This is a genomic window from Micromonospora sp. CA-259024 (genome assembly GCF_050936255.1).
Lineage (GTDB): Bacteria > Actinomycetota > Actinomycetes > Mycobacteriales > Micromonosporaceae > Micromonospora.
Genome location: NZ_JBNJND010000002.1, coordinates 2085396 through 2096737, shown reverse-complemented (window position 1 = coordinate 2096737; position 11342 = coordinate 2085396). Strand labels below are relative to the sequence as shown.

General features: G+C 71.7%; 12 protein-coding genes and 1 riboswitch. Of the genes, 6 read left to right on the top strand and 6 right to left on the bottom strand.

Annotated elements, in window-relative coordinates; all coding sequences use genetic code 11:
* Positions 1-82 precede the first annotated feature (82 nt).
* The 5 genes from ACQEUX_RS29315 to ACQEUX_RS29295 all read left to right on the top strand — a co-directional run bounded on the left by ACQEUX_RS29315 (position 83) and on the right by ACQEUX_RS29295 (position 3592).
* Positions 83-721 (top strand): transporter, encoded by a 639-nt coding sequence (locus tag ACQEUX_RS29315; protein ID WP_433055174.1) that lies wholly within the window; start codon positions 83-85, stop codon positions 719-721.
* Entirely contained in the window at positions 718-1029 is a 312-nt protein-coding gene (locus ACQEUX_RS29310; protein WP_433055171.1) for a transcriptional regulator, read from the top strand. Before ACQEUX_RS29315 ends, ACQEUX_RS29310 begins: the two co-directional genes overlap by 4 nt.
* Positions 1026-1985 (top strand): ABC transporter ATP-binding protein, encoded by a 960-nt coding sequence (locus ACQEUX_RS29305; RefSeq protein WP_433055168.1) that lies wholly within the window; start codon positions 1026-1028, stop codon positions 1983-1985. The genes ACQEUX_RS29310 and ACQEUX_RS29305 overlap by 4 nt, the downstream gene beginning before the upstream one ends.
* Before the next feature lie 10 nt (positions 1986-1995).
* Complete coding sequence (locus ACQEUX_RS29300) at positions 1996-2733, top strand: ABC transporter permease (protein WP_433055165.1); 738 nt, start codon at positions 1996-1998, stop codon at positions 2731-2733.
* A gap of 94 nt (positions 2734-2827) precedes the next feature.
* The gene (locus ACQEUX_RS29295) at positions 2828-3592 is read left to right on the top strand and encodes a VOC family protein (RefSeq protein ID WP_393132466.1); all 765 of its coding nucleotides are present in this window, start codon (positions 2828-2830) and stop codon (positions 3590-3592) included.
* Positions 3593-3612: 20 nt separating this feature from the next.
* On the opposite strand, the gene ACQEUX_RS29290 is transcribed toward ACQEUX_RS29295, so the two are convergent.
* The 4 genes from ACQEUX_RS29290 to ACQEUX_RS29275 form a co-directional block, all read right to left on the bottom strand.
* Positions 3613-4389 (bottom strand): ABC transporter ATP-binding protein, encoded by a 777-nt coding sequence (locus ACQEUX_RS29290; protein ID WP_433057219.1) that lies wholly within the window; start codon positions 4387-4389, stop codon positions 3613-3615.
* 44 nt (positions 4390-4433) lie between these two features.
* Positions 4434-5603: a FecCD family ABC transporter permease gene (locus tag ACQEUX_RS29285; protein WP_433057217.1), complete on the bottom strand. Its 1170-nt coding sequence runs from the start codon at positions 5601-5603 to the stop codon at positions 4434-4436.
* 91 nt (positions 5604-5694) lie between these two features.
* A complete protein-coding gene (locus ACQEUX_RS29280) occupies positions 5695-6624 on the bottom strand; it encodes an ABC transporter substrate-binding protein (protein WP_433055161.1) in 930 nt (309 codons plus the stop codon).
* A gap of 86 nt (positions 6625-6710) precedes the next feature.
* Positions 6711-6833: riboswitch (cobalamin riboswitch) on the bottom strand.
* 168 nt (positions 6834-7001) lie between these two features.
* Entirely contained in the window at positions 7002-8879 is a 1878-nt protein-coding gene (locus ACQEUX_RS29275; protein ID WP_433055158.1) for a M14 family metallopeptidase, read from the bottom strand.
* 211 nt (positions 8880-9090) lie between these two features.
* Here ACQEUX_RS29275 and ACQEUX_RS29270 point away from each other — a divergent pair, with 211 nt between their 5' ends.
* Complete coding sequence (locus ACQEUX_RS29270) at positions 9091-10428, top strand: C39 family peptidase (protein ID WP_433055155.1); 1338 nt, start codon at positions 9091-9093, stop codon at positions 10426-10428.
* A gap of 54 nt (positions 10429-10482) precedes the next feature.
* On the opposite strand, the gene ACQEUX_RS29265 is transcribed toward ACQEUX_RS29270, so the two are convergent.
* Both ACQEUX_RS29265 and ACQEUX_RS29260 read right to left on the bottom strand, forming a co-directional pair.
* Positions 10483-10965: a hypothetical protein gene (locus tag ACQEUX_RS29265; protein WP_433055152.1), complete on the bottom strand. Its 483-nt coding sequence runs from the start codon at positions 10963-10965 to the stop codon at positions 10483-10485.
* A gap of 74 nt (positions 10966-11039) precedes the next feature.
* Positions 11040-11315 (bottom strand): DUF4229 domain-containing protein, encoded by a 276-nt coding sequence (locus ACQEUX_RS29260; RefSeq protein ID WP_433055149.1) that lies wholly within the window; start codon positions 11313-11315, stop codon positions 11040-11042.
* Between the last annotated feature and the right edge of the window lie 27 nt (positions 11316-11342).

Sequence of the window (11342 nt, the reverse complement as noted above, 5' to 3'; positions counted from 1 at the left end):
AGGCAACGCCCGCCGTGATCGGGGACCCGCCCGAGACGCCGAGGTCAACCTGGCCTTGACTTTGCGCCGTAAAGTAGTTTGTGTGAACCCCGACGACGACCTGCCACCCACCGACGCTGCGGCGGCGCTCCAGCTCATCCGGGAGCAACAGAGGACAGCCGCACGCCAGCTCCAACCGGACGCCCGACTCCTCTACTGGCCCTGGGGTGTCGCCTGGCTGGTCGGCTTCGGGCTGTTCTTCCTCCGGTTCTCCCCCGACGGTCGGGTGCTGCTCCGGCTGCCCGACTGGCTGCCACTGACGACACTCTTCGCCCTGCTCGTCGCCGCCGCGGCGATCCAGGCGGTGGCTGGCAAGCGGGCGTACGGCCAGGTCAGCGGTGACTCCGCCCAACGCGGGCTCTGGTACGGCTGCGCCTGGGCCCTGGGTTCGGTGAGCCTGTTCGCGGCGCTCGGCCGGGTCGTCGACCACCTACCGCACGACCAGGCGGCGCTGCTCTGGTCGGCGACCGCCGTCGGGCTCACCGGCGCGCTGCACATGGCCGGCGGTGCGATCTGGCTGGACCGGAACCTGTTCCGGCTGGGCGTCTGGATCAGCGTGATCAACGTGCTCGGCACGTTCGTCGGGCCGGGCTGGCACGCGTTGGTGATCGCGGTCGCCGGCGGTGGCGGGATCCTGGTCGCTGGCACGGTCGGTTGGCTGCGACAGAGGCACCGGCCATGACCGAGCTGGACCCGGTGATCCACGCGCAGGCCCGGCTGCGCGTGGTCGCCAGCCTCTCCGCGCTCGGCGACGGCGACAGGATCGCGTTCCCCCGGTTACAGGAGTTGCTCGCGATGACCGCCGGCAACCTCTCCGTGCACCTGCGCAAGCTCGAGGACGCCGGCTACGTGGAGATCAGCAAGACGCACCGTGGACGCACCCCGGCAACCCTGGTCCGGCTCAGCCGGCGGGGCCGGCTGGCGTTCGAGGAATACACCGAAGCGATCCGCACCCTGCTCGACCCCACCCCGTCGAAGGAGCAGCCATGACCCTCGCCCGCGCCGACCAGGCCAGTCGCCGGTACGGCGACGTCCTCGCCCTCGACCGCGTCGACCTGGAAGTCCGGGCCGGTGAGCTGGTCGGCCTGCTCGGGCCGAACGGCGCCGGCAAGAGCACCCTGATGAACCTGCTGGTAGGCCTGCGCCGCCCCAGCTCGGGTCGGGTCGAGCTGTTCGGCGGCGATCCCCGCGACCCGGCGACCCGGCGGCAGATCGGGGTCACCCCGCAGGAGACCGGCCTGCCGGGCACGCTGCGCGTCGGCGAGGTCGTCGACTTCGTCTCCGCGCACTACCCGGACCCGGTGCCCCGGCCGGAGCTGCTCGACCGCTTCGGTCTGGGCGACCTGGCCCGGCGGCAGACCGGTGGGCTCTCCGGCGGGCAACGCCGTCGGCTGGCGGTGGCGCTGGCGTTCGTCGGCCGGCCCCGGCTGGTGCTGCTCGACGAGCCGACCACCGGCCTGGACGTCGCCGCCCGGCACACCCTGTGGGAGGCGATCCGCGCGTTCCACGACGACGGCGGCACCGTGCTGTTGAGCAGCCACTACCTGGAGGAGGTGGAGGCGCTGGCCCGCCGGGTGGTGGTGATCGGGCAGGGCCGCGTGCTCGCCGACGACACGGTGGACGCGGTGCGCGGCATCGTCGGCGTACGCCGGGTCAGCCTCGTCGCCGACCAGCTTCCGGACCTTCCCGGGGTTGTTCGCAGCGAACGGATCGACGGTCGGCTGCACCTGCTCACCAGCGACGCCGACGAGCTGGTCCGGGCGCTGGTCACGGCCGGGACCCCCTTCAGCGACCTGGAGGTACGGCCAACCTCGCTGGAGGAGGCGTTCCTCGCCATCACCAGCGGCGACCAGCCCACCGAAGGCCGGCCCGCCGCTGGAGACCGACCCGCCACCGGAGGCCAGCCCGCCACCGCCGCTGCCGGCGGCCGACCCACCACCGTCTGAGGAGGCGACCGTGCAGCTCGCCCTGGTCCACGCCCGCTACCAGCTCCTGGAGATCATCCGAATCCCGGTGGCCGTCTTCGGCAGCGCCTTCTTCCCGGCCGCCGCCATGATCTTCTTTGTGGTCCCGTTCGCCGGGGACGACGCGACCGGCGCCACCTTCGCCACCGCGTCGATGGTCACCTTCTCGGTGATGAGCGCCAACATCTTCCAGTACGGCGTGGGCGTCGCCGAGGACCGCGACCAGCCCTGGAACCCGTACACCCGGACCCTGCCGGCCGGGCCGGCGCCCCGGTTCGCGGGCCGCGTGCTGGCCGGCCTGGCGCTGACGTACCTCTCGCTGATCCCGGTCGTGGTGATCGGCGCGACGCTGACCGCGGCGCGGATCACCCCGGTGGCCCTACTGCTGACCACCGCCACCGTGGCCGTCATCTCGGTGCCGTTCACGCTGATGGGGCTCGCCATCGGCTACTCGTTGCCGAGCAAGGCGGCCATCGTGGTCGCGCAGGTGGTCTTCCTGCCGCTCGCGTTCGGCGGCGGCCTGCTCTCCGCGCCGGGTGACGCACCCGGGTTCATCGAGACGATCGCGCCGTTCCTGCCCACCCGGGGCGCGGTGGAGCTGATGTGGGCGGCGGTCGGCGACTACCCCGTCCAGCCGCTGGCGCTGATCATGCTCGGCGTCTGGGTGGTGCTGCTCGCCACGCTCGCCGGGTGGGCGTACCGACGGGACGAGGGTCGCCGGTTCAGCTGACGATTCGTCCGTTTCCGCCCCGGTACGCGGCGGGACGGTGCCAGGATTCCGGCAGGGGGTCGTCGTGGCCGCCCGGGCCGAGAGGGGTCTTGACGTGAGCACCGTCCCGCCGGGTACGCCCTGCTGGGCCGACCTGGCCACCCCGGACCTGACCGACGCGCGGCGGTTCTACCCGGAGCTGTTCGGGTGGACCGGCCGGGTGACGCCGGAGCCCGAGGCGGGCGGCTACACGGTCTTCCTGCTCGATGGCAGGCCGGTGGCCGGGGCGGGGCCGCCAGCCATTCCCGACCAGGTGCCGATCTGGTCGACGTACCTCGCCACCGACGACGCGGAGCTGGTCGCCGGCCGGGTCGAACGCGCCGGCGGGCAGGTCGTCGTACCGCCGTTCGAGGTCTTCGACAGAGGCTGGATGGCGGTCTTCGCCGATCCGGCCGGCGCCACGTTCAGCGTCTGGCAGCCGCTCGCGATGGCCGGCGCCGAAGTCTTCAACGTGCCGGGCGCGATGAGCTGGAACGAGCTGGTCACCCCCGACCCCGAGGGCGCGAAGGTCTTCTACGAGCTGGTGTTCGGCTGGCAGCCGGACGACCAACCGGTGGGTGAGATGACGTACACCGGGTGGCGGCTCGGTACGCAGATCGTCGCCGGGATGATGCCGCCGCTGGCCGACGACTTCCCGGCCGACCTGCCCGCGTACTGGACGGTCTATTTCGCGGTGGCCGACGCGGACGCCGCCGCGGCCCGCGCGGCCGAGTTGGGCGGGACGATCCTGGTCCCGCCCCGGGACATCCCCGCGGGCCGGTTCGCCGCCCTACGGGACCCGCAGGGCGCCCTCTTCTCCGTCATCGACCTGGGCCCCTGACCCACCCGGCACGCCGGGCGTCAGCGGCGGGGGCGGACGGGGACCACCAGGGGGCCATGGTCACCGGTGACCACCCGGACGCTGGCCCGGTAGTGGGTCGCGAGCAGGTGCTCGGTCAGCACCTCGGGCGGCGTCCCGGTGGCGACCACCTGGCCGCCGGCCAGCATCACCATCCGGTCGGCGTACTCGCCGGCCAGGGAGAGGTCGTGCATCGTGGCGAGGACGGTCAGGCCGTGCTCGCGGCGCAACTGGTCGACGAGTTCCAGCACGTCCTGCTGGTGACCGATGTCGAGTGCGCTGGTCGGCTCGTCGAGCAGCAGCAGCGTCGCGCCCTGGGCGAGCGCTCGGGCGAGGAACACCCGCTGCCGTTCGCCCCCGGAGAGGGTGGCCAGTTCGCGGTGGTGGAAACCGGTGAGGTCCAACCGCCCGAGCACCTCGTGCACGGCGTCGACGTCGGCGGTCGACTCCCGGCCCAGCGTCGGGATGTACGGGGTGCGACCGAGCAGCACGTAGTCCAGCACCGACATGCCGGGCGGCACCACCGGGGACTGTGCCACCGTGGCCACCACCCGGGCGCGGTCCCGGCGGCGCAGTGCGGCGCTCGCCGTACCGAACAGGGTGATCGCCCCCGGCGCGGGCAGCAGGCCCCCGACGGCGCGCAACAGGGTCGACTTGCCGGCGCCGTTCGGGCCGATGACGGTGACCCACTCGCCGACGGCGACGGTGAGGTCGACATCGGTCAGGATCGGCGTGCCGCCGAACTCGACGTGCAGCCCGCGCACCTCGACGGCCGGCACGTCGGCGGACGCACCGCCAGCGGACGCACCGGCGGTCTCGGTGCTCACGTCAGCACCCGGCGGGCGGTCCGCAGCACGAGTACGAAGAACGGGCCGCCCAGGAGAGCGGTGACCACCCCGATCGGCACCTCGGCCGGGGCGACGGCGGTGCGGGCCACCACGTCGGTCAGCGCCAGGAACGCACCGCCGAACAGCAGTGACAACGGCAGGATCACCCGGTAGCTCGACCCGGCCAGCAGCCGGACGGTGTGCGGCACGATGATGCCGACGAAACCGATCAGGCCGGTCGCGGAGACCGCCGCCGCGGTCCCCAGGGAGGCGGCGGCGATCAGCAGGTACCGGGTGCGCTGCGGGTGCAGGCCCAGACTCCTCGCCTCGTCGTCGCCGACCGCGAGGACGTCCAGCTCGCGGCGGTGCAGCAGCACCACCACGGTGGTCAGCGCCGCGTACGGCAGCACCAGCAGCACGTCGTGCCAGCCGGCGGTGGCCAGCCGGCCGAGCAGCCAGGAGTAGACCGGCTGGATGCTGTCGGAGTGTCGTTGCAGCAGGTAGGTCTGCCCGGCGGAGAGGAAGGCGGAGACCGCCACCCCGGCCAGGATCAGCATCGCTGGTGAGCTGCTCCGCCCGCCGGCCGCACCGAGCAGGTAGGTCATCGTCACGGCGAGCAGCGAACCGGCGAACGCGGCCAGCGGGATGGTCATCGGCAGTCCGGAGATCGCGCCCTGCCGACCGGCGCCGCCGAGGGCGATCACCGCGGTGACCGCGAGGCCGGCGCCGGCGGCCACACCGAGCAGGTACGGATCGGCGAGCGGGTTGCGGAACACACCCTGGTAGCAGCCGCCGGCCAGGGCGAGCAGGCCGCCGACGAGCAGGCCCAGCACCACCCGGGGCAGCCGCAGCTCGGTGACGATAGCGATCTCCCGCTCGGACAGCCCGCTGTCCAGGTGCACCCCCGGGATCAGGTTGAGCAGCTCGGCGGCGACGCTGCCCGGGGGCAGGCTCACCGGGCCGAGCGACACCCCGGCGACGAGCGCGACGAGCACCGCGAACACCCCGGCGACCAGCCAGCGCGTGCGCAGCCCGGCGGGCCGCGCCGAGGACGGCGAAAGCCCCGGCCGCCGGGGCCCGAACCACGACCCTGGACGTCGCAGCCCGGGTCGCGGAGGCTCGGAGGGCGTCCCGGCCGGCGGGGTGGGCGGTGCCGGGGCGGGCATCTCTGGCGCCCCGGTCACCGAGCCCTCTGCCGTGAGCGACCGCGGGAGTCGCACACCCGGCTCATTCCGCGCGCTCACCGACGGACGACGGTCACGCCGGTACCTTGGCGACCGCGTCGATGATGACGCGGAGCAGGTCCACGACGCGCGGGCCCCAACGCGAGGCGATGTCGTCGTCCAGCGCGACCACCTGGTTGTTCTTCACCGCGGTGAGCCCGGCCCAGCCGCTGCGCGCCTTGACCGAGTCGGCGTTCTGCTGGCAGCACTTCGAGTCGGCCAGGAAGACGAAGTCCGGGTCGGCCTTGACGATGAACTCCTGGGACAGCTGCGGGTAGCCCCCGTTCTTGCCGTCCGCGTCGGCCGGGTCGGCGATGTTGGTCAGGCCGGCCTGGCTGTAGAGCGAGCCGATGAACGTCTTGCTGGTCGCGCTGTACAGCTCCGGGCCCAACTCGTGGTAGTAGGTGAGCTTCTCGGTACGTTGCGGCAGGTCCTTGACCAGCTTGGCGATGTCGTCCTTCATCCGGGTGGTGACGTCGGTGGCCTGGTCGGCGTGCCCGGTCAGGGTGCCCAACTCGGTGATCTGCCGGTACGAGTCGTCCAGCGTGGTCGCCGCCGGGGTCAGGTAGACCGCGATCTTCAACTTGCCGAGCTGGTCGACGATCTTGTTGGTGTCGTTGGAGAGCACCACCAGGTCGGGGTTCTTGCCAGCGATCGCCTCGGCGTTCGGCTGAAAACCGGACAGGTCGGTCTTGGGCGCGTCGGCCGGGTAGGTGGACTGGTCGTCGACGGCGGTCACCTGGGGGCCGGCACCGATCGCGAAGAGCATCTCGGTGGCGCTGGGCGACAGCGAGACGATCTTCTCGGGGCGCTTGTCGAGGGTGAGCGAACCGACCGTGACCGGGTAGGCGGCGGCTGCGGTGCCGGCGCTCGGCTGGTCGTCGGCCTTCTGGGCGCAGGCGCCGAGCGCGAGCGCGGCGACCGCGAGGGTCGCGGCGAAGAGCCGAGGGGTACGTCTGAACACGGGGTCCTCCTGTCGGTCGAGGAGTGTGGTGCTTCGCCGACAGGGACTTTCGTACGCCCGCCCACGAGGCGCCCTTCCTCGAGAGCGCGTATCGCGACCGATCCGCAGGCGACCTGGCTCGTCCCCACCGTCCGGCGGGGCATCACAGTTGCGGGACAGCGCCGGGTTTCGCACCGGCTTCGCTGCGGACTGGTCGCTAAGACGGTAGCGCACCGGCCCGGACGTGCCGGATCGATCAAGGGCAGATCGTGGCGAGTCGATCTCTTGGGCTGCCGCACGGCGGGGGCGGGGTGTCCGCCGTGGGCATATGTCCCGGATCCTGGGGTTCGGGAAGGGTGGTGGGGCCCCGCCGGGGGGCGGGACGGGGCCCCACCCGATCAGGAGGAGGTGATGGTGACGTTGTCCACAGCCGCCTCGACCAGACTGGCGCCGGAGGCGTCCGCCGCCTCGACGAGGATGCTGACCGACTGGCCGGCGTACGGGGTGAGGTTGAGGTTCGCCACCGCCCAGCTCCCGTTGCGGTTGGTCGCCGCGCCGGCCTGGGTGAGCAGCGCCGTGGTGCCGCCGTTGTGCACCACGCTCACCCGCAGGTAGTCCGCCGACGAGGCGTTCGAGCCGTGTGCCAGGTACCAGGCCAGTGAGAGGGTCAGCGTGCCGGACGACGGCAGGGTGACCGCCGGGGACCGGGCGCTGGTCGCACCGCCGTCGAGGTCGTGGTCACCGGCCGCCGTTCCGGCCAGCCGACCGGTGACCAGGTCGTTGGCACCGGCGTACGGGGTGAGCTGCTTGGCGCCGGAGGACGTGGTCGCCTGGGCGGCACCCCGTTCCCACGCCCCGATGGTGGCGGTGTCGGTGCCGCCCGGGTTGATGGTCCAGCCGGTGGCGGTCTCGAAGGTGTCCGACCAGACCGTGGTGCCCCCACCGCCGCCGCAGTACTGCGCCTGCTTGCCGATGGCCCGGTACGGGCAGTCGGCGTACTCGCTGAGCATCAGCACCGCCTCCCGGTTGCGCGACGTCTGCGCGGGGATCACCTCGTCGGGCGGGTAGAACCCGCCGCCGCTGGACGAGCCCGGGTACATCTCGAAGGTGTACGCCCAGATGCCGTGGGTGGCCCACATCCAGTCGATGCTGGTGCCGTCGGCGATGTAGAGGTCACTGGACTGTTCCGGCGTGTAGCTGTTGGTGGCCGCCATCTGCTGGCCGATGGTGGCGAAGGTGTTGTACTGGTCCGCGCTCATCCCGGACGGGTTGTTCGCGGTGGTGTAGCCGAAGGGCCAGAGCACGAGCTGCGAGTACGTGTGGAAGTCGATGTTCGCCTTGATCTGCTGGGCGCCGCCGACCACGCGACTGTTGACGAAGTTGCGCAGCGCCTGCGTCTCGGGTGCGGAGAACGCCGACGGGCCGCGGTAGGTCTCCGACGAGGTGGTTCCGGACGAGCCGCCGCAGCAGCCCCACTGGTAGGACCAGTTGCGGTTCAGGTCGGTGCCGACGTTCGACGAGCCGCTGTTGGGTTGCCGGTTCTTGCGCCAGGACCGGTACGACCCGGTGGCGATGTCGTACTCGCTGCCGTCCGGGTTGACCGACGGCACGATCCAGATCTCCCGGCTGTTGACGATGTTGGTGATCCGGGAGTCGCCGCCGTAGCTGTCGGTGAAGAGGTTGAGCAGGTAGATCGCCATCTCGACGGTCAGGTGCTCACGGGCGTGCTGCTGGGCGTTGAACAGGATCTCCGGTTCGCTCTCGTCGGTGCCGACGTTGTCGGAGATCTTCACCGCCATCAGATCGCGGCCCTCGTACGACGAACCGATGCTGATCTTGCGGGCGATCGCCGGATGGTCGGCGACGACCTGGTTCACGACGGCGGTCAGTTCCGCGTAGTCGTGGTAGTTGGAGTCGGCGGGCGGGAAAGCCAGCGTGCCCACCTCGCCGGCACCGCGCTCGGCGTTCGGCGGCGGGGCGAGCGGTTCCAGCCGGAAGCCCAGCTTGCCGATCGCGGCAGCCTCGCCCGCGGTGGCGGAGACGTGCAGCACGCCGTGTTCGGAGTAGTCGATGGCGGCTCCGGTGCGGGCCACCGCGGTGCGGTCGGCGGAGGTCCGGGGGCCGAGCACCCGGTAGCTGGCGGCGGCCGACTCGGCGGCCCGGTCCGGTGCCGGTCGGGCGGCGACCGGACCGACGGCGACGGCGACGATTCCCAGCCCGGTGACGACGGCGAGCACCAGGACGCGGCGGAGAGGGATGGCTGTGCGGAGGGCCATGGACTACCTCCTCGATGGGCGGGAGATCCCGCTCGGTGGAGGACACTTCACCATCTGTCACATGGTCATATCAATATCGATCGCTGCCTAATGCATCCCGAGCGGATCATCCCTGCGGCAATGATTTTCCATTCAGGAACATCTGGCGAAACTTCCCTCCAAGCGGAAAACTGACCAGCGACGATGCCCCTCTCGACCCCGCGGAGCACTCATGGCCAGATCCCGCCTGTGCGCGGCCGCCCTCGCCGGCGTCACCGCGCTCACCCTGCTCGCCACCACCGCGCCCGCGACGGCGGCAAGCCCTCCCACCGTCACTCACGACGAGCAGATCACCTTCCAGGACTGGTCCGGGCCCGCCGACTGGCACCGGGGCAGCCGGGCCGGCACCCGCGTGGTGCCCGGCGCCCGGGCCGGCCTCACCCTGGCCCGCCCGGCCGGCACCACCGAGTACGCCGACCCGCACACCGGCACCACCCGCACCTGGGAGTACGGCACCTGGACGTCGCCGGTGACCCGGATCGGGTTCGACGCCACCGAACTGATCGCCTCCTGGAACGCGGAGACCCCCGCCGGCACCTGGATCCAGGTGGAGATGCAGGGCAACTACACCAGCGGCGACCAGACCCCGTGGTACGTCCTGGGCCGCTGGGCGTCCGGGGACGCCGACATCAAGCGGACCAGCGTCAACCGGCAGGGCGACCCCTGGTCGACGATCTGGACCGACACCTTCAGCATCGACGACGCCGCCGTCGGGGTGCTGCTGCGGTCGTACCAGCTGCGGTTGACCCTCTACCGCGCACCCGGGCAGACCGCCGCGCCGGTGGTCCGGATGCTCGGCGCGATGAGCTCCACCGTGCCGGACCGGTTCAGCGTGACGCCCAGCGCCGGGCACATCGCCTGGGGCGTCGAGTTGCCGGTGCCGCGCTACTCGCAGAACGTGCACGCCGGGCACTACCCGGAATACGACGGCGGCGGCGAGGCGTGGTGCTCACCCACCTCCACCGAGATGGTGGTCGAGTACTGGGGTCGCAAGCCGTCCTCGGCCGAAACCTCCTGGGTGGACCCGACCTACCCCGACCCGACCGTCAACCACGCGGCCCGGATGACCTACGACTACGCGTACGACGGCGCCGGCAACTGGCCGTTCAACACCGCGTACGCGGCCAGCTTCCCCGGCCTGGAGGGTCGGGTGACCCGGCTGCACTCGCTGGACGAGCTGGAGCGTTTCATCGCCGCCGGCATCCCGGTGGTGACCAGCCAGTCCTTCCTCGCCAGTGAGCTGGACGGGGCGAACTACGGCACCTCCGGGCACCTGTTCGTGGTGGTCGGGTTCACCGCCGACGGCGACGTGATCGTCAACGACCCGGCCTCGTCGAGCAACGACGTGGTGCGCAACGTCTACAAGCGTGCGCAGTTCGAGCAGATCTGGCTGCGGACCAAGCGCACCAACGCCAGCGGTGGCGTCTCCGGCGGCTCCGGCGGCGTCGCGTACCTGATCAAGCCGACGTGGAAGGCCTGGCCCACGGTCCCCGGCTCCACCAACTGGTGACAGCGAACGGGCCCGGCGCGATCGCAGCCGACCGTGCCGGGCCCGTCGGTCACCTCAGTGCCTCTCGACCGACGCGAAGGACGCTCCGTCCGCTGCCCGCTGCTCACGGCGCCGACGAAGCGCCCCGAGGAGGAAGACCACCCAGGCGACACCGGCCACCACGCCGGCGAGGGTGAGCGCCGTGACGAGCAGCCAGGTGGAACCACCGGCGGTGGAGAAGACTCCCTTGCGAGCGCCGGTGTCTCGAGCCGGAGCCGTCGCGCCCGTCGTCAAGGTCTCCGGGGCGTCGTAGAGAATCACATCCGCCCGCCGCTCGCCGTCCTCGGCCACGAAGTTCCCGTGCCAGGTGCAGTCACGCCGGGAGCACTCCTCGGACACGGCCGTGAACGTGCCCTGCGCGCCGCCGCCGCCCTTGGCCTGCCAGGCCGGCACGAGATCGCCGACTCCCAGCATCAACCCGATGCCGGCGATGACGGGAAGGCCGATCCAGACGAACACCCTGGTCCGCCACCCGTTGATCTTGCTGAAGATTTCCACGGCGGCAGACGCTAACGGACCACCGCCGATCCCGCTGCCCTAATTCACGCCGTGCGGTGCAGCGACCCGCGACCCTAGTCCTCGCGCCGCTCGCCCTCAGTCGGCTGGTCGTCGCCGGCGAGGGCCGAGCGGAGACGCTCCTTCTCGCTGCGGCGACGCTCCGCCGCCCCGGCCATCTCCTCGGCCATCTCGTCCCGCCAGCCCCGCAGCAGAAAGAAGGAGAGCGCGGCGGAGAAGACCAGCGCCAACATCAGCTTCAGGAACACGTTCATGTCGACCAACCAGAGGCCCGCCAGCACGGCGACGAACAGCCCGATCCGGCCCAGCGTGTACTTGAGCGCGGCGCTCACCTGCACCACTCCGTTCTCTCCGTCACC

Coding starts and splice junctions, on each gene's coding strand:
- ACQEUX_RS29270 (WP_433055155.1), top strand. CDS start 9,091: ATGGCCAGATCCCGCCTGTGCGCGGCCGCCCTCGCCGGCGTCACCGCG.
- ACQEUX_RS29285 (WP_433057217.1), bottom strand. CDS start 5,603: ATGCCCGCCCCGGCACCGCCCACCCCGCCGGCCGGGACGCCCTCCGAG.
- ACQEUX_RS29305 (WP_433055168.1), top strand. CDS start 1,026: ATGACCCTCGCCCGCGCCGACCAGGCCAGTCGCCGGTACGGCGACGTC.
- ACQEUX_RS29275 (WP_433055158.1), bottom strand. CDS start 8,879: ATGGCCCTCCGCACAGCCATCCCTCTCCGCCGCGTCCTGGTGCTCGCC.
- ACQEUX_RS29310 (WP_433055171.1), top strand. CDS start 718: ATGACCGAGCTGGACCCGGTGATCCACGCGCAGGCCCGGCTGCGCGTG.